Source organism: Vibrio sp. JC009 (genome assembly GCF_029016485.1).
GTDB lineage: Bacteria > Pseudomonadota > Gammaproteobacteria > Enterobacterales > Vibrionaceae > Vibrio.
Map to the genome: position 1 here is coordinate 3,019,299 of NZ_CP092106.1, position 17,757 is coordinate 3,037,055.

Sequence of the window (17,757 nt, forward strand, 5' to 3'; positions counted from 1 at the left end):
TTGCTCTGCGGCAATTTTCAGGCTGCTTTATGCATTTCAGCTAAATGAATCAAAAAGTGCGCATATTAAGCTATAGCTCATAATCAACACACTTTCACGCCAAAACGAGCACATTATACACGATACTCACCAAAATCAATTTGATACGATTGCATCAGTCATTAATTCTAGTGCCTGTTCTATGTTCTCGCTATCTAACCAAGTTAAATTATCCCAGCTGCGTAACCAGGTAATTTGTCGCTTGGCCAATTGACGGGTTGCACATATGCCGCGAAAAACCGCGTCGTCCAATGAGCAATTCCCGTCCAAATAGTCCCACATCTGCCGGTATCCGACACATCTGATAGAAGGTAGATCCGGGTGAAGATCGTCACGGGCATAGAGCGCCTTAACTTCATCTTCAAATCCGGCTTCAACCATCTTATCAAATCTTAATTCGATTCGACGGTGGAGTTCAGCCCTTTCCTTGGGTGCTATTGCGAACTGCTTAACTCTGTACGGGATAGGTTCTCCCTGAGTTTTTGTCAGCTCAGTTAAAGTTTTACCTGAAATTCGGAAAACTTCCAATGCCCTGGACAATCTTTGTGGATCATTTGGGTGAATTCTTTCTGCAGAAACGGGATCAATCTCTCTTAATTGATCATGCAGTTTCTCCCATCCAAGCTCTTTAGCTTCCTGTTCCAGTTGCTTTCTTACTTCGGGATCCGCAGCAGGAAGCGGGGATAGTCCCTCTAATAGAGCCTTGTAATACAACATAGTTCCGCCAACAAGCAATGGAATTTTGCCCTGTGCGACAATTTTTTCCATTTCCGCTAATGCGTCGCGACGAAAATCGGCTGCCGAATAGGCTTCACCGGGATCCAGTATATCGATCAGACGATGCGGCGCCAGCTCAAGCTCTTGCTCATCCGGCTTTGCCGTTCCGATATCCATGCCTTTGTAGATAAGCGCTGAATCAACGCTGATTATCTCCACAGGAAACTTCTGCCTGAGCTTGATGGCTAAGTCCGTTTTGCCCGATGCGGTCGGCCCCATCAAAAACAGAGCCAGTGGTAATTCTTTATTCATATCTAAATTTTGCAATCGTGGCTGAAAAATCGACTTTCTGAACAAAATGCCTGTCGTCCAAAGGAAGCCCCGCAGGCCAGATCCCTTCCCAGATCTGCTCTAACTCAGAAATGAGCTGGATGCCTTCAGATAAAGTGTAGCCGTTTTTCACCTGGGTAATTTGCGTTGCCAGCCAGTGAGCTAACTTATGCTCATCCAGCCCGCAATCCTCTTTAACCGCGTAAGATAACAGATCCAGAAGCAACTGTTGCAAATTTTGTTGCCTTAATGGCCCTGGCATACCCATAACCATAATGGAATGACCGTTTCTGACCTTTATCTGGATGCCAAATCGCTCCAGAAGAGGCTGACTGTTTTCTAATGCCTTGAGCATACAGTCATCCACTTTGAGAGAAAGTGGGACAAGTAAAGGCTGAGGGACCAGATTCTTCTTACTTACCTGAAGCTGGCCAAATACCCGGTACCACTCCGCTTTATGAAGTGAAATAAGCACAGGGCCGCTATCAGCCGTCATCATCAGGTATTCATTGGCGATAACAGAGACAGCCTTACCCACATTTCCAACAGGCTCTTCAATTCTGTTGCTGACGCGCTCCTGAGAAGGTTCAAAATCCGGTGTACGTAACAACTCCTGATAAGCTTTAAGCTGCGCTTTATCCGGGCTTTTCTCCTGCTCTTTTCTGCTTTTTGCCGGTGCAACTGACTTAGATTCCACCCAGGGGTTATTTGCTTCAGCTCTGCTTGTTTCAGAGCGGCTATTCTCTGCACGCTTTGGCTTTGTTTCTTCTCTGCTGTATTGCATTTGTCCCGGATAAGCCGGTATATCAGAGATAGCCTGCGTTACTTGCTCCTGAACTTCATTCTGATTTGCCGGTGCAGGCTTAGCTTCTGGTTTATGGTAAGCGGACTCCGTCTGCTGAGGAGAATCAATATATTTACTCTGGGCAAGAGCGCCAGCCAATGCCTGATAAATAAAGTCATGCACCAGCCTTGCCTGATGAAAACGCACCTCATGTTTTGCCGGATGTACATTGACGTCCACCTGATGCGCATCCAGCTCGATAAACAGAACATAGGTTGCAAACTGATCCGGGCGCAAAGTGGTTTCATAACTCTGCCTGATGGCATGATTGATCAGCTTGTCACGCATCATACGGCCATTCACATAACAGTACTGAAGATCGCTCTGCTGACGGGCCCCCTCCGGAGAAGTAATCCAGCCGCTAAGCTTTAAACCGTTATGCTCCAGTTCAACCTTAAGCATATTGCGCACAAAAGCCGCCCCGCACACCGCTGCCAGGCGTTTCTCTTTCTGCAGATCATTTTTCGCAGCGCGGTACTGGCGAATCACTTTGCCGTTATGTTTCAGATTGATAGCCACATCAAAACGGCTAAGTGCAATACGCTTTAGCAGCTCATCAATATGAGAGAATTCGGTTTTTTCTGTTCTGAGGAATTTTCTGCGCGCCGGAGTATTAAAAAACAGATCCAGAACTTCCACCGTAGTGCCAATCGGATGGGCAGAAGGCTGAATTTTTACATTCATATCCCGCCCTTCACTGTATGAGGACCACGCCTGATCCTGAGTCGCAGTGCGGGAAGTTAAAGTCAGACGGGCAACAGAGCTGATACTGGCAAGCGCTTCCCCCCTAAAGCCCAGGCTCATTATCGCTTCCAGATCATCCAGCGTATGAATTTTGGAAGTCGCATGACGGCTCAGCGCCAGACCAAGCTCATCTTTAGGGATACCGCGACCATTGTCTCTGACACGGATAAGCTTGCTGCCCCCCTTCTCAATATCAATATCGATACGGGTAGCACCAGAATCCAGACTGTTCTCAACAAGTTCCTTTACAACAGATGCCGGCCTCTCAACCACTTCACCTGCCGCAATTTGGTTTGCCAGTCGCGCCGGCAGAATTTTTATAGTCACTAGAATCTCTAAATTTTTGCTTATTATGCAGCTTATACAGCGGGTAAGAAGCAGGTGGGTAAGGACTATTTATTAGGAATAATCAGTTTCTGCCCTATCGCCAGTTCATCTGAACGAAGACTATTCGCCTTTCTGATACTTGCCACAGTGACACCATAGCTATTGGCAATTCTGCTCAGAAACTCTCCGCGCTTAACCTTATGCACTCTCGGCGGCTTATCCGTTACTTTCACCGTGATTTTCAGCTTCTGCCCAACCCAAAGCGTTTCCCGCTTCAGCTTATTTTGCTTCTTAATACTGGCAACGGAAACCTTATAATTTTTCGCAATCTTACCCAGATACTCACCAGACTTAACGGTGTGAGTAATCACTTTCGTCCTGACTTTTGGCTTCGTTGGCGCTGCTTTTTTCTGAACCGCTACAGAGCCACCCGGAATCGACAGCACCTGCCCCACAGCCAGACTGGTGCTCTTCAGATTATTAAAACTGATAATGGATTTGGTAGATACACCATATTTTTTAGCAATCAGAGAAACCGACTCACCACGCGCCACCTTATGCTTCTTAACGCTCTTTCTCTGCGCAAACAGAGTGCCCTCCGGCGGGTTCTCTTCAAAATACTGCACAAGAGCCACTCTCAATGCCCGCGCCAGTTTATCCTGATGGGTACGCTGGAACAGTAAACGCTCTTCCGTCGGATTAGAAATAAATCCGGTTTCCACCAGCACAGACGGAATATCCGGAGACTTCAGCACAGCCAGACTCGCATTCACCGGCTTAGACTTATGAAGCTTAGTTACCTTACCCATCTCCCGGAGAATATTGGTAGCGACCTTATAGCCTTCTTTCTGAGAGTTATTAAACTGCAGATCAAGCAGGGTCTGACTGACGTTTTTATCTTTTGTATTCTTAGCCAGCACCTCACCGGCACCACCCAGCAATTCGGACTGAGCCTCATGGTTCTCTACCCAGCGGGCAATTTCACTGTTCGCCCGGCGGGTATTCAGCACAAATACTGAGCCACCCCTTGGCTGAGGAGAACGGAAACTATCCGCATGAATAGAAACAAGCATATGCGCTTTATTTTTGCGGGCGATAGATGAACGTTTATTCAGATTCACAAAATAGTCGCCGCGTCTGGTCAGCACAGCTTTCATCCCGCTCACGCTATTAATCTGGTCGGCAATTTTCTTAGAAATCGCCAGAGTGGCGTGCTTTTCGTATTTCTTTGTCGGACCAATCGAGCCAGGGTCTTCCCCACCGTGTCCGGCATCGATGGCGATAACAATATCGGCACTGCCTTTGAACTGAGATACATCTTTACTGACTTTTGTAGATGAAGATGCCGGTGCTGCTGCTTTCGTTGATTGCGCAGAGTGTGGCAGATCGATAACAAGCCGGTGGCCATACTGCCCGCCGGGTGTCGGTTTCAGCTTAAATAAATTTGCTTTAACCTGAGTTTTCATCTCAAAAACCAGGCGGTAGGTACTCTTGTCCGGCGGAGTGCTCTTACGAATTTTCTTCAGAACTTTACTGTCCGATACAGTAACCGGCAGTCTGGTCTTCAGCGTTGTATTTTTCAGATCAACAACCAGGCGGGATGGACTAGTCAGAGTGAAATAGCTATAGGTAACTTCAGAAGCGAGATCGATAACAACGCGGGTTTCATCCGGAGAAGGCCACACCCGGACCTTTTCCAGAACATTAGCAGATGCACCTGCTGAAAACAGCGGTACCAGAGTGAGAAAGAGCAGTAAATACAGCGCTCTAATTTGCTTGAAAAACAACACTACCTCAAACGACTAAGCAAATCCTTACCATAATCACTATTTGCAACAAGACGAGCTTCTCTCTGCTCTCCCGAATAGCGCATCTCTATATCAAGATCAGCGCATGGCAACAATCCTTCGCCCTTCTCCGGCCACTCGACCAGACAGATAGCGTCCGGTGTAAAGTAGTCACGAATTCCCATAAATTCGAGTTCTTCCGGATCAGCCAGGCGATAAAGATCAAAGTGATAAACCTGCCAATCAGCCAGCTGATATGGCTCAACCAAAGTATAAGTAGGGCTTTTTACATTCCCCTGATGGCCCAACGCCTTAACAAAACCCCGACTGAAGGTCGTTTTTCCTGCCCCCAAATCACCATGCAAATAGATGGTGGTTTGCCGGGTACAGCTTTTCGCTAAACTTTCACCAAGCGCAATCGTCGACGCTTCGTTCTCCAGAATCAGTTGTTTTGTATTCATTGCAGCCTTACTTAAGAAACTAGACTATATAAAAACCAGTGAAGGCATCATAGTAAACTCTGTTCGTTTTGAGATACAAGCCTTCAGTCAGGCTAATATTATAGGCTGATGCACTTTATTCAAAGGATTATCCCCCTTTTATTGTTAACATACTAAGGTGCTTCGGATACAATCTCGCCCCCGCTTATATCGCTGGTCATGATCGCTATGAATTACATAAAACTTGCTGAACAAATCAAACTTTGGGGTGCCGAACTTGGCTTTCAGCAAGTGGGGATCTGCGATATCGACCTGTCAGAACATGAAAAGCCCCTGCAGAACTGGTTAGATTCCGGTTTCCATGGCGAAATGGACTGGATGGCCAGACACGGAATGATGCGGGCCAGACCGGATGAACTGCTTCCGGGAACCATGAGAGTCATCAGCGCACGAATGGATTACCTTCCGCCTGAAGCGCAGTTCGCCTCTAACCTGAGCAACCCAGACCAAGGTTATATCAGCCGTTATGCCTTAGGCCGTGACTATCACAAGCTGGTCAGAAACCAGCTAAAAAAACTTGCCCAGAAAATTGAGCAGGAAGCCGGCAAACTCGGAGCCCGCCCCTTCGTCGACTCTGCGCCTATTCTGGAGCGACCTCTGGCGCAGAAAGCTGGCCTGGGCTGGACAGGGAAAAACTCACTCACCATCAATCAAAAAGCGGGATCCTGGTTCTTTTTAGGAGAGCTTCTGGTTGACCTGCCCCTTCCCGTCGACAAACCGGAATCCGATCAGTGCGGAAAGTGCACCGCCTGCATTACCTCCTGCCCGACCGGAGCCATTGTGGACAATGCCGTTGTTGACTCCAGAAAGTGCATCTCTTACCTGACGATTGAGTTCGATGGCATTATCCCGGAAGAGTACCGGAAAGCCATTGGCAACCGTATTTATGGCTGTGATGACTGCCAGTTAGTCTGCCCCTGGAACCGGCACGCCGGGCTCACACAGCAAAATGACTTCCACAGGCGTGTGGACTTTGAATCTCCCGATCTGCTCAACCTGATAAACTGGGAAGAGAAAGAATTTCTGAAAAAAATGGAAGGTTCAGCAATCAGGCGCATTGGTTACACGCAGTGGCTGAGAAACTTAACGATTGCCATTGGTAATGCTCCATATTCAGGCAAGTATATTGAAGCACTGGAAGCCAAAAAAGGAATATCAGAAGTACTGGACGAGCATATAAGCTGGGCAACCGAACAACAGCTGGCTCAGATTCCTTTAAAGGACAGAAAGAAAGAACGGCTAATCCGGGTTATAGAGAAAGGACTCCCCCGCGACGCATAGGCCCGGTAAGTAAGCAGGTATTTACTTGCTGATTAGGATTTTTATTTTGCGCATTTAGCTTGATATAGCTCCCAAAATAAGAAATGTGGAAAAAAAATCATCTTGCCAAGAATTTCCCACGCCAGAAAAAAGTTAGACACACTCAACATTAATGACAAAGATCAAAAAAATGTAATCTAATGATCGAGGTATTAAATCAGAAAGATCTTAATTTCACTGAATTTTCTCTTAATATACATGGAGTTAAGAAAACAGCAAATAAGTCAAGCCCTTGCATATAACAAAAAGATCTTTTTTCTGTGGCTCACAAAACTCTGATAAAAATGAATTATGCACTAAGTTATCCACAAGACAGATTTTGTGGATAAGTCTGTTGAATCTTCTTCTGAGGATGAACTGAATTACCACTAGCTCTGGGTTCGGGCAGTGGAAAAACCAGCATCAGTTTCGCTGATATTAAACCTGAGACTTTCTCAAAAAAGGCTTAGAGAAATTTATATTTTGGGGATTATGCTTCACAGCATGAAAAAGAGCGGATGGCTATAAGAGCCATGGACATACCATTTTGAAGGAAATGGTTGCGGGGGCCGGATTTGAACCGACGACCTTCGGGTTATGAGCCCGACGAGCTACCAAGCTGCTCCACCCCGCGTCCGATTGTGTCACCGTTAAGTACGATGAAGACTATTGCTTTTCCACCTTGAAGGAAAGTGGAGCGACACACGAGGTTCGAACTCGTGACCTCAACCTTGGCAAGGTTGCGCTCTACCAACTGAGCTAGTGTCGCATGTCATCGTTAAGTACGATGAAGACTATAGACTTCCACCCTGAAAGAAGTGGAGCGACACACGAGGTTCGAACTCGTGACCTCAACCTTGGCAAGGTTGCGCTCTACCAACTGAGCTAGTGTCGCATATCATCATTAAGTACGATGAAGACTATAACTTTTCACATTGAAAGAAGTGGAGCGACACACGAGGTTCGAACTCGTGACCTCAACCTTGGCAAGGTTGCGCTCTACCAACTGAGCTAGTGTCGCACTGTTCTTTCAAAAAGAAATTGGTTGCGGGGGCCGGATTTGAACCGACGACCTTCGGGTTATGAGCCCGACGAGCTACCAAGCTGCTCCACCCCGCGTCCGTATTGTGTCACCGTTAAGTACGATGAAGACTATAACTTTTCACATTGAAAGAAAGTGGAGCGACACACGAGGTTCGAACTCGTGACCTCAACCTTGGCAAGGTTGCGCTCTACCAACTGAGCTAGTGTCGCACTATTCTTTCAAAAAGAATTTGGTTGCGGGGGCCGGATTTGAACCGACGACCTTCGGGTTATGAGCCCGACGAGCTACCAAGCTGCTCCACCCCGCGTCCGTATTGTGTCACCGTTAAGTACGATGAGGACTATAATTTTCCACCTTGAGAAAAGTGGAGCGACACACGAGGTTCGAACTCGTGACCTCAACCTTGGCAAGGTTGCGCTCTACCAACTGAGCTAGTGTCGCTTTAAACGTCTTTCGTCGTTTAGGGCTGCGAATTATAAGAGCATTTTTTTGTGATGCAAGTCTTTCTATTAAAAAAAGTGTTTTTTTTTACAGTTTGATGAAAAAAAAACCAATCACAGCCACTAAATCACTGATTTTAACTGATAAGCAAATACAACTTAGATAGTGAAAATGGTATCCCGGTAGTATTTAAGCTCTGCAATAGATTCACGAATGTCATCTAAGGCAAGGTGAGTGCCCTGTTTAGAGAAACCATCCAGCACTTCAGGTTTCCAGCGGCGGGTCAGCTCTTTCAGAGTACTTACGTCGATGTAACGGTAGTGAAAGTACTCTTCCAGTTCAGGCATATGTTTGTACAGGAAACGTCGGTCCTGACCAATGCTGTTTCCGCAAATCGGGGACTTTCCTTTTGGAACCCACTTTTCCAGAAACTCAATAGTCTGGCGGACCGCCTCATTCTCATCTATCGCACTTTCTTCAACCCGCTTAACCAGGCCGCTTGCTGTATGAGTCGTGGTACACCACTCATCCATATTATCCAGCGCTTCTTTTGGTTGCTTAACTGCTAATACCGGACCTTCTGCCAGAATATTAAGCTCGCTGTCCGTTACTATGGTCGCTATTTCAATGATCTTGTGCTGCTCGGGATCTAAGCCCGTCATCTCAAGATCGATCCAAATTAAGTTCTGATCGCTGAATGACATAGATGAATTGCCTATTTTTGTTTTGAAATACTCTACCGCCTTTGGGTAGCTTGGGTATATCATACTCGTCCGGGCAACAAACAACCATAGCAATATGCCTATATATTGAGGCAGATAATAGGAATACCGTGGCGAAAAAGAAAAAGCTGACGAAAGGTCAGGTACGCAGAGTACGCAGCAACCAGAAAAAGAGATTAAAGCAGGAAGAGACCATCCAGTGGGATGAGAATATGCTTGGCTCAACCAAATCCGGATTGGTGATTACTCGCTTTGGCCAGCATGCTGATATCGAAGATTCGGAAACCAAAGAGATCCACCGCTGCAATCTGCGCAGAGGTATCGAGAGCCTGGTTTCCGGAGACAAAGTCGTATGGCGACCTGGACTGGAGTCCATGGCCGGTATTTCCGGTGTGGTTGAAGCGGTGGAAACCCGCACATCAATGCTGACCAGGCCTGACTACTACGACGGCCTGAAGCCGGTGGCCGCAAATGTGGATCAGATGGTAATTGTCTCTGCCGTACTGCCTGAGTTGTCGCTGAATATTATCGACCGGTATCTGATCGCCTCAGAAACACTGCATATCGCTCCGCTGATTGTGCTGAACAAAATCGATCTATTAAACGAAGATCAACTGGCTGATTATAAAAACCAGCTAAAGGCCTATGAGAAAATCGGCTACAAGGTTCTGTTTGTCAGTAAAGAAACCGGAGCCGGCATTGAAGAGCTGGAAGCTGAGTTGAAAGATAAGATCAATATCTTTGTCGGCCAGTCAGGCGTGGGTAAATCCAGCCTGGTGAATGCCCTGCTGCCTGAAGTCAATGCAGAAGAAGGTCTGATATCAGAAAACTCCGGACTTGGTCAGCATACGACGACCGCAGCCCGTCTTTATCACTTCCCTCACGGTGGTGATCTGATTGACTCGCCGGGGGTTCGCGAATTCGGGCTATGGCATCTGGAACCAGATGAAGTCACTGAAGCCTTTGTCGAGTTTCGTCCTTATCTGGGCGGCTGTAAATTCCGCGACTGCAAACACCAGGACGATCCGGGCTGCATCCTGCGTGAAGAGGTAGAAAAAGGAACCATCAGCCAGGCACGTTTTGACAGTTATCACCGCATAATTGAAAGTATGACTGAGAACAAAGCAAACAGACAATACTCACGAAGTAAAAAAGCTGACTTGTAAACGGCGGCAGATTCAGTAACATCTCGCGCCTGATAAATAGGATTGATTCGGTAAAAACAGATATGAAACTTTCAGATAAAATCAAAATTGGATTCCAGCAGTGGGGGCCTAAACATGCCATCACCAGACTTGCAGGCCTATTCGCTTCAGCAAAGCTGGGTGGCTTAACCACCGCTGTCATTCGTCTGTTTATCAAACAGTACAAGATCAACATGAGCGAAGCTCTGTATTCTGATCCGGCTTACTACGATACCTTCAACAACTTCTTTGTCCGGGAACTGAACCCGGACGCAAGACCAGTTGCTGAAGGTGAATCCGTCATTGTTCATCCTGCAGATGCCAGAACCAGCCAGTTCGGCCCAATCGAAAACGGCCGCCTGATTCAGGCAAAAGGTCATGACTTTTCCGCTCAGGAACTGCTGGGTGGCGATAAAGACCTATACGAAGAGTTTGCAGAGGGCAACTTTGCAACCCTGTACCTTTCTCCAAGCGACTACCACCGTGTACACATGCCTTGCGACGGTACACTGCGTCAGATGATCTATGTTCCGGGTGAGCTTTACTCGGTAAACCCACTGACTGCTGAAAATATACCTGAGCTATTTGCCCGCAACGAGCGTGTCGTCTGCATTTTCGATACAGAATTTGGCCCTATGGCGCATATTCTTGTGGGCGCAACCATTGTCGGCAGTATCGAAGTTGTCTGGTCAGGCACCATCACCCCGCCAAGAGGAAACACAGTTTACCGCTGGGATTACCCTGCCGAAGGCCCTAAAGCTGTCGTACTGAAGAAAGGTGAAGAGATGGGCCGCTTTAAACTGGGCTCAACCGTTATCAACCTGTTTGCCAAAGACAAGATTCGATTTGATGACTCTATGCAACAAGGTGAAAAAACCATACTAGGTACGCCTTACGCGCACATAGTAAATACTGAAGACTCTTCAAATTAACCTTCCCCCGCCACCGTACCTAATCCCAGGCACGGTGGTACCACACCTATAACCCTAACTCTTATACACAAATATTAAAGTGACCAGAGGACGGTTCTCCCCCTTGAACGAAAAAGCCTAACTGGTTGATAAAGCTAATAGAAGGGGGAGTTAGAGGGGGTTGATTATGCCATGCATGGTTAAACCGCCAAAACTTAACCCCATGAGAAACAACCCCTCCCAGCCTCCCCTTCGATGTTACTTCTTCGAAAATCCGGCCTTTCGAGGCTAAGGGGAGGAGCAATCTTTGACTCCTTAAACTTGTGTATAAGAGTCAGCCTGTAACCTGTAACCTGTAACCTGTAACCTGTAACCTGTAACCTGTAACCTGTAACCTGTAACCTGTAACCTGTAACCTGTAACCCAAAACACTATATTCCCACCGAACCAAAAAATTGACCAAAAACAAACCAACCCAACATATTTCCCCTCCGCATCTCAAAACTAAACCCCGATCTTAGCAACCTGTTTTTGCTTACTTTAAGCTAAGTTACAGTCACTTTTAAAAATTAAGACCCTGACAGCAACGCTGTACCGGGTATAAGGCTGGGCTGAAGATGAAGAAGAAGAAAAAAATAGATACGGGGACACTCATTAAGCTATTTATCTGCTTTGCGATTCCCACAGTGGTACTTTTCCTTCCTATAGATCTTATTCCGATAGACGATCTCACACTCATTCAACACCGCCTTCTGGCGATATTCTTACTGGCAGCGCTGCTCTGGGTTCTTGAACCTGTGCCCGTGTTTGCCACCTCTATCCTGATTATCGCTCTTGAATTAATCATGATATCCAATAAAGGACTACACCTGTTCAGGACCCCGCCGGAAGGGCATGACATGGGCATCCTGATGAACTACAAAGACATATTCAGTGCCTTTTCATCGCCAATCATCATCCTGTTTATGGGTGGTTTTGCCCTGGCCATCGCAGCTTCCAAATATGAGCTGGACAACAACCTGGCGCGGGTTCTTTTAAAGCCCTTCGGCACCCAGCCCCGCTTTATCATGCTCGGCCTGATGCTGATTACAGCCACCTTCTCCATGTTTATGTCCAACACCGCAACCACGGTAATGATGTTGGCTCTTTTAGGCCCTATAGTAGCATCTGCGCCCAAAGGCGATCTGGGGATTAAAGCTCTGGTATTATGCGTTCCCATTGCCGCTAACACTGGTGGTATCGCCACCCCAATCGGTACTCCGCCCAACGCCATTGCACTTCAGTATCTGACCGGTGAAAACAGCATCGACTTTTTAACCTGGATGATGATGGGCCTGCCGTTTGTGATGATCCAGCTTGCTATCGCCTGGTTCCTGCTGCAAAAACTCTTTCCGTCAGGACAGGCCGAAATGGTACTGAGGCTGGATGGTAAATTTAGGAAAAGCTGGCGGGCGATTACCGTCTACGTCACCTTCGCAGCCACCATTCTGCTCTGGATGACCACTAAGGTTCACGGCATGAACACCTACGTGGTTTCCATTATCCCGCTGGCCGTCTTCACTCTGACAGGGATTATGGGCAAAGATGAGCTTAAGCTTATCAACTGGGATGTACTCTGGCTGGTTGCCGGTGGTATCGCCATAGGTATCGGCCTGGATAAAACCGGCCTTGCAGAAGCCCTCGCCCACGCCATTGACTATGAATCACTGTCACCACTGGCGGTGGTCATTGTGATGTCCCTTGTCTGCTGGCTGATGGCAAACTTTATGTCCAACACAGCAACAGCAAACCTGTTAATGCCGATTGCCGCTGCGATTGGCGCATCAATGGAAAGCCTGTCAGCTATCGGTGGGATTCAGGGTCTGATGGTCGTCGTCGCCTTCTCCGCTTCGCTGGGTATGATTCTTCCGGTTTCCACCCCACCAAACTCTCTGGCCTACTCCACCGGCCTGATAGAGAGCAAAGACATGGCCAAAACCGGCATCATTATGGGTGTGATTGGTCTGGCTATCGTATACACCGCAGCAATAATTATTACCTAAACAAAGAGAGCCTCCATTCCGCTAACAAAATGGAGGCTCTCCTATCCTTCCGCGGCACTCAGGCCCCAACAGGGCAAAGCCCGCCCCCATAGCCCTATTCCCCTTCCTTCTACGCTCTCGGAAACGAAAACGCCGTCACTTCATCAATATGCTCACAGCCAAGCGCCAGCATTACCAGCCTGTCTACACCAAGCGCGACACCGGCACATGCCGGCAGTCCTTCTCTCAGTGCATCAATCAGGTTGTGATCTATAGGCTGCATCTCCAGCCCCATCACTTTACGCTGCTGATTATCTTCCACAAACCTTTCCAGTTGCTCATTCGGGTCATCAAGTTCATGGAAACCGTTCGCCAGCTCTATACCCTTAAAGTAAACCTCAAAACGGTCAGCGACTCTTGGATCATCCCTGTTGATTTTGGCAAGTGCCGCCTGAGAAGCCGGGAAGTCGTAGACAAAAGCCGGTGTCTGCTGGCCGATATGCGGCTCGACACCAACACTAAACAGAAGCTGAAGCAGAGTGTCTCTGTCTTCCTCTTTCTCCGCGATATCCTGCAGGCCGAGCTCAGCAGCCGCTTTTTTTAGCTCTTCCATAGAGGCTTCCAGCGGGCATACCTCAAGCACACTGAGAAAAGCCTGCTGATAAGTCGTTCGCACTGCCTTGCCGCACTTTAAAACTAACTGAAGCAGCTCATCCATCTCATCCATAAGATCATGATGATCAAAGCCGATCCTGTACCACTCAAGCATGGTAAATTCAGGGTTGTGGTAACGGCCATTCTCTTCGTTGCGGAAAGACTTGCAGATCTGATAGATGGATCCGCTGCCAGCGGCTAAAAGCCGTTTCATATGAAATTCGGGACTGGTCATCAGGTATAGCTTCTGACCTTCCGCATAGCCCGGGCCGACAAAGTCCGTTTTAAAAGTATGCAGGTGGATATCCGTGACCGTGGCATGACTCATGGCCGGCGTGTCCACTTCCAGCACTTCTTTCCGGGCAAAAAACTGCCTGATCTCAGCAATAAGATTTGCACGTTTTTTTAGTTGCGAAATGGTTGCATTGGGTTGCCAGTCTTGATTGTTCATATTTATATAAGTATTTGGTGATATTAAACAAATTGTAACTCAAAAACGCTCTTGGAGTGACATTTATCACACTACATAATTTTTTACTCTTTTACCGACATTTCTATAACAAAAAAACTAGTAGCATCAATGTTTTCCTGACATTGCTCACTTACACTGACTTCAGGGAAATCATTAATAATTACAATCTGCGCAAATAAACCGGGATGAAGCCTGTTTCATCCCGGTTATTTTGCAAAACATACTGGAGGATAACTGTGCAAACAATAACCACAGATATCGCAGTCATCGGCGCCGGCGGCGCTGGTCTTCGTACTGCAATAGCAGCAGCTGAAGCTAACCCGGATTTAGAGATTGCTCTTATCTCAAAAGTCTACCCGATGCGTTCACACACAGTGGCCGCAGAAGGCGGGTCAGCCGCAGTCATCAAAGATGAAGACAGCCTGGACAACCACTTTAATGACACCGTTGGCGGTGGTGACTGGCTTTGTGAACAAAATGTCGTTGAATACTTCGTTGAAAACGCCACCCGCGAAATGATCCAGATGGAGCAATGGGGTTGTCCGTGGAGCCGTAAAGATAATGGCGAAGTTAACGTACGACGCTTTGGCGGAATGAAAGTTGAGCGCACCTGGTTTGCCGCGGATAAAACCGGCTTCCATATGCTGCACACCCTGTTCCAGACTTCTATCAAGTATGAACAAATCAAACGATTCGATGAATACTTCGTGGTTGACCTGCTGGTTGATGACGGAGAAGTTCAGGGCTTGGTTGCCATTCATATGTCCGAAGGTGAGCTTGTTACTATCAAAGCAAAATCTGTTGTACTGGCAACCGGTGGCGCAGGTCGTGTTTACAACACCAACACCAACGGCGGCATTGTAACCGGTGACGGTATGGCGCTGGCTTATCGTCACGGCGTACCACTGCGTGATATGGAGTTTGTTCAGTATCACCCGACCGGACTGCCGGGAACCGGAATCCTGATGACAGAAGGTTGTCGTGGTGAGGGCGGTATCATTGTCAATAAAGACGGTTATCGCTACCTTCAGGATTATGGCATGGGACCGGAAACTCCGGTTGGTCAGCCAAAGAACAAATATATGGAACTGGGGCCTCGTGACAAGGTTTCTCAGGCCTTCTGGCATGAACAGCAGAAAGGCAACACCATCAAGCACCCGCTTGGTGATGTAGTGCATCTGGATCTGACTCACCTTGGTGAGGAGTATCTTCAGGAGCGTCTGCCGTTTATCTGCGAACTGTCAAAAGCTTACGTTAACGTCGACCCGGCGAAAGAGCCTATCCCAATCAGACCAACTGTTCACTACACCATGGGCGGTATTGAGTGTGATCCTAGCTGTGAGACTAAGATTAAAGGTCTGTTTGCTGTGGGCGAATGTGCTTCTTCCGGTCTTCATGGTGCTAACCGTCTGGGCTCAAACTCACTGGCTGAGTTTGTGGTGTTCGGACGCGTTGCCGGTGAAAGCGCAGTAAAACGCGCAGAAGAGTTTACCGACTGGAATGATGAGGCAATTGACGCTCAGGTTCAGGCCGTGGAAGAGCGAATCAATGCCCTGCTGAATCAGGAAGGCGATGAAAACTGGTCCACTATCCGTACGGAAATGGGCTCAACCATGGAGTCCGGCTGTGGTATCTACCGCCGTCAGGATCTGCTGGAAGAGACCATCGGCAAGCTGGCTGAACTGAAAGAGCGCTACAAGAAGATCAGTATTAAAGATAAAGGCAAAGTCTTTAACACAGATTTACTTTACGCCATTGAGGTTGGTTATGGCCTTGAAGTGGCGGAAGCGATGGCACATTCAGCGATCCTTCGCCGCGAGTCCCGTGGTGCCCACCAGCGTCTGGATGAAGGTTGCCAGGAACGTGATGACGTTAACTTCCTGAAACACTCACTTGCTTTCTACAAGGAAGACGCTGCTCCGGATATCGATTACAGCGATGTAATCATCACCAAGTCTCAACCAAAAGCTCGCCTGTATGGTGCAGCCGCTGAAGAAGCTGCTGCAAAAGAAGCAGAGGAAGCTAAGGCAGCAGAGGAGCAGGCATAATGACAACACGAGTTCAAAAAATCGATATTCTGCGTTATGACCCTGAAAAGGATGCGCAGCCATACAAACAGACATTTGAAGTACCTTTCGATGAAACCATGTCTGTGCTTGATGCTCTGGTTTACATCAAGGACAACTTAGATAAAAACCTGTCGTTCCGCTGGTCCTGCCGTATGGCAATCTGTGGCTCCTGCGGCATGATGGTGAACAACTATCCGAAGCTGGCCTGTAAGACCTTCCTACGCGATTACCCGGACGGCATCTTAATCGAGCCTCTGGCAAACTTCCCTATCGAAAAAGACCTGATTGTGGATATGACGCCGTTTATCGAACGTCTTGAAGCACTTAAGCCTTACATTCTGGGGAATGACCGCACACCTGAAGATGGCCCGAATAACCAGACTCCGGAGCAAATGGCGAAATACAAGCAGTTTGCTGCCTGTATTAACTGTGGCCTCTGTTATGCAGCCTGTCCTCAGTTCGGTCTGAACCCTGAGTTCTTAGGCCCTGCAGCCATTACCCTTGCTCACCGCTATAACCTGGACAGCCGTGACAACGGTCAGGATGAGCGTATGAAGCTGCTTAACGGCGAGAACGGCGTCTGGGGCTGTACCTTTGTCGGTTTCTGCTCTGAAGTCTGTCCTAAGAACGTTGACCCGGCTGCCGCTGTTAACCAGGGTAAACTTGAGTCTTCAAAAGACTTTGTGATCGCCATGATAAAACCACAGGAGGCTTAAGGATGAGTAACCGTAAACCTTATGTTCGTGAAATGAAGGCGACATGGTGGCAGAAGAGTCAGTTCTATCGTCTTTACATGTTGCGTGAGGCAACTGTATTGCCTCTTATCTTCTTTACCCTGTTTCTGACCTTTGGTCTGGGTAGCTTAGTTAAGGGACCAGAAGCCTGGAGTGCATGGCTGGAGTTTATGGCCAACCCGCTTGTTGTTGCGATCAATATCGTTGCCCTTGCCGGAAGCCTTTTCCACGCACAAACCTTTTTCAGCATGATGCCTCAGGTAATGCCAATTCGCCTGCAGGGTAAACTTGTTGATAAGAAAACCATCGTTCTGGCTCAGTGGGGCGCTGTTGCGGCTATCTCACTGATCGTTCTCATCATCGTATAAGGAGCTTATTGTGGTTGATAAAAATCCAAAACGTTCAGACGAACCTGTATGGTGGGGACTATTCGGTGCCGGCGGTACTTGGTTTGCAATGATTACTCCGGTAACCGTTCTGGTACTGGGGATTCTGGCTCCGCTGGGAATCATTGATGCAGAGGCCATGAGCTATGAACGCGTAGCAGACTTTGCCACCAGCTTTATCGGTGCGCTGTTTATCATTGGTACCTTAGCGCTGCCTATGTGGCATGCAATGCACCGTGTTCATCACGGTATGCATGACCTTAAGCTGCATGTCGGCCCTGTGGGTAAAATCGCCTGTTACTTTATTGCCGGTTTTATCTCTCTGCTGTCAGTGGTGTTTATCTTTATGATTTAAGTCAGCCTGAGTCGCTGCTGACTTAAAGCTAATGATAAGCTGAATGATGTCATCCCCGCGAAAGCGGGGATCTACTTTCAGCGCGCTGTAAAGTCACATAAACCAAACAACTCTACTGCTTGCTGAAAGTAGATTCCTGCCAGCACTTTGCAATAACTTGCTCCTCACAAGTAAGC

Annotated in this window: 14 protein-coding genes and 8 tRNA genes; 8 read left to right on the forward strand and 14 right to left on the reverse strand. The window is 47.7% G+C overall.

Features of this window, described 5'->3' with window-relative positions; translation table 11 throughout:
• Nucleotides 1–135: 135 nt before the first annotated feature.
• From miaA to tsaE, 4 genes are all read right to left on the reverse strand, one after another.
• The gene (gene miaA, locus L3Q72_RS13440) at nucleotides 136–1,068 is read right to left on the reverse strand and encodes a tRNA (adenosine(37)-N6)-dimethylallyltransferase MiaA (RefSeq protein ID WP_275130435.1); all 933 of its coding nucleotides are present in this window, start codon (nucleotides 1,066–1,068) and stop codon (nucleotides 136–138) included.
• Complete coding sequence (mutL, locus tag L3Q72_RS13445; RefSeq protein ID WP_275130436.1) at nucleotides 1,061–3,001, reverse strand: DNA mismatch repair endonuclease MutL; 1,941 nt, start codon at nucleotides 2,999–3,001, stop codon at nucleotides 1,061–1,063. Before mutL ends, miaA begins: the two co-directional genes overlap by 8 nt.
• A gap of 65 nt (nucleotides 3,002–3,066) precedes the next feature.
• A complete protein-coding gene (locus L3Q72_RS13450) occupies nucleotides 3,067–4,764 on the reverse strand; it encodes an N-acetylmuramoyl-L-alanine amidase (protein WP_275132116.1) in 1,698 nt (565 codons plus the stop codon).
• A 26-nt stretch (nucleotides 4,765–4,790) separates the two neighbouring features.
• Nucleotides 4,791–5,249 (reverse strand): tRNA (adenosine(37)-N6)-threonylcarbamoyltransferase complex ATPase subunit type 1 TsaE, encoded by a 459-nt coding sequence (gene tsaE, locus L3Q72_RS13455; RefSeq protein ID WP_275130437.1) that lies wholly within the window; start codon nucleotides 5,247–5,249, stop codon nucleotides 4,791–4,793.
• A gap of 207 nt (nucleotides 5,250–5,456) precedes the next feature.
• Here tsaE and queG point away from each other — a divergent pair, with 207 nt between their 5' ends.
• Complete coding sequence (gene queG / locus L3Q72_RS13460) at nucleotides 5,457–6,569, forward strand: tRNA epoxyqueuosine(34) reductase QueG (protein WP_275130438.1); 1,113 nt, start codon at nucleotides 5,457–5,459, stop codon at nucleotides 6,567–6,569.
• 575 nt (nucleotides 6,570–7,144) lie between these two features.
• On the opposite strand, the gene L3Q72_RS13465 is transcribed toward queG, so the two are convergent.
• The 9 genes from L3Q72_RS13465 to orn all read right to left on the reverse strand — a co-directional run bounded on the left by L3Q72_RS13465 (nucleotide 7,145) and on the right by orn (nucleotide 8,777).
• Nucleotides 7,145–7,221, reverse strand: a tRNA-Met gene (locus L3Q72_RS13465).
• Nucleotides 7,222–7,280: 59 nt separating this feature from the next.
• Nucleotides 7,281–7,356, reverse strand: a tRNA-Gly gene (locus L3Q72_RS13470).
• A 50-nt stretch (nucleotides 7,357–7,406) separates the two neighbouring features.
• Nucleotides 7,407–7,482, reverse strand: a tRNA-Gly gene (locus L3Q72_RS13475).
• 50 nt (nucleotides 7,483–7,532) lie between these two features.
• Nucleotides 7,533–7,608 (reverse strand) — tRNA-Gly (locus L3Q72_RS13480).
• A 21-nt stretch (nucleotides 7,609–7,629) separates the two neighbouring features.
• Nucleotides 7,630–7,706 (reverse strand) — tRNA-Met (locus tag L3Q72_RS13485).
• Between the two features lie 59 nt (nucleotides 7,707–7,765).
• Nucleotides 7,766–7,841 (reverse strand) — tRNA-Gly (locus L3Q72_RS13490).
• Between the two features lie 21 nt (nucleotides 7,842–7,862).
• Nucleotides 7,863–7,939, reverse strand: a tRNA-Met gene (locus L3Q72_RS13495).
• Nucleotides 7,940–7,997: 58 nt separating this feature from the next.
• A tRNA-Gly gene (locus tag L3Q72_RS13500) sits at nucleotides 7,998–8,073 on the reverse strand.
• A gap of 158 nt (nucleotides 8,074–8,231) precedes the next feature.
• Nucleotides 8,232–8,777, reverse strand: coding sequence for an oligoribonuclease (orn, locus tag L3Q72_RS13505; protein WP_275130439.1), 546 nt, complete (start codon nucleotides 8,775–8,777; stop codon nucleotides 8,232–8,234).
• Between the two features lie 128 nt (nucleotides 8,778–8,905).
• Between orn and rsgA the strand changes: the two genes are divergently transcribed.
• The 3 genes from rsgA (at nucleotide 8,906) to L3Q72_RS13520 (ending at nucleotide 12,932) form a co-directional block, all read left to right on the forward strand.
• A complete protein-coding gene (rsgA, locus tag L3Q72_RS13510; RefSeq protein WP_275130440.1) occupies nucleotides 8,906–9,961 on the forward strand; it encodes a small ribosomal subunit biogenesis GTPase RsgA in 1,056 nt (351 codons plus the stop codon).
• A 62-nt stretch (nucleotides 9,962–10,023) separates the two neighbouring features.
• Nucleotides 10,024–10,911 carry an archaetidylserine decarboxylase gene (gene asd, locus L3Q72_RS13515; RefSeq protein ID WP_275130441.1) on the forward strand — a complete coding sequence of 296 codons (888 nt, stop codon included), beginning with the start codon at nucleotides 10,024–10,026 and terminating at the stop codon, nucleotides 10,909–10,911.
• 596 nt (nucleotides 10,912–11,507) lie between these two features.
• Nucleotides 11,508–12,932: an SLC13 family permease gene (locus L3Q72_RS13520; protein WP_275130442.1), complete on the forward strand. Its 1,425-nt coding sequence runs from the start codon at nucleotides 11,508–11,510 to the stop codon at nucleotides 12,930–12,932.
• 109 nt (nucleotides 12,933–13,041) lie between these two features.
• Here L3Q72_RS13520 and epmA read toward each other — a convergent pair whose 3' ends face one another.
• Nucleotides 13,042–14,016: an elongation factor P--(R)-beta-lysine ligase gene (gene epmA / locus L3Q72_RS13525; RefSeq protein ID WP_275130443.1), complete on the reverse strand. Its 975-nt coding sequence runs from the start codon at nucleotides 14,014–14,016 to the stop codon at nucleotides 13,042–13,044.
• A 257-nt stretch (nucleotides 14,017–14,273) separates the two neighbouring features.
• On the opposite strand from epmA, the gene frdA reads away from it, so the two are divergent.
• The 4 genes from frdA to frdD are packed head-to-tail and all read left to right on the forward strand — an operon-like array spanning nucleotide 14,274 to nucleotide 17,581.
• Entirely contained in the window at nucleotides 14,274–16,085 is a 1,812-nt protein-coding gene (gene frdA, locus L3Q72_RS13530) for a fumarate reductase (quinol) flavoprotein subunit (RefSeq protein WP_275130444.1), read from the forward strand.
• Complete coding sequence (locus L3Q72_RS13535; protein WP_275132117.1) at nucleotides 16,082–16,822, forward strand: succinate dehydrogenase/fumarate reductase iron-sulfur subunit; 741 nt, start codon at nucleotides 16,082–16,084, stop codon at nucleotides 16,820–16,822. Before frdA ends, L3Q72_RS13535 begins: the two co-directional genes overlap by 4 nt.
• Nucleotides 16,823–16,824: 2 nt before the next feature.
• A complete protein-coding gene (gene frdC / locus L3Q72_RS13540; protein ID WP_275130445.1) occupies nucleotides 16,825–17,208 on the forward strand; it encodes a fumarate reductase subunit FrdC in 384 nt (127 codons plus the stop codon).
• 10 nt (nucleotides 17,209–17,218) lie between these two features.
• A complete protein-coding gene (gene frdD, locus L3Q72_RS13545; protein WP_342752139.1) occupies nucleotides 17,219–17,581 on the forward strand; it encodes a fumarate reductase subunit FrdD in 363 nt (120 codons plus the stop codon).
• Nucleotides 17,582–17,757 lie beyond the last annotated feature (176 nt).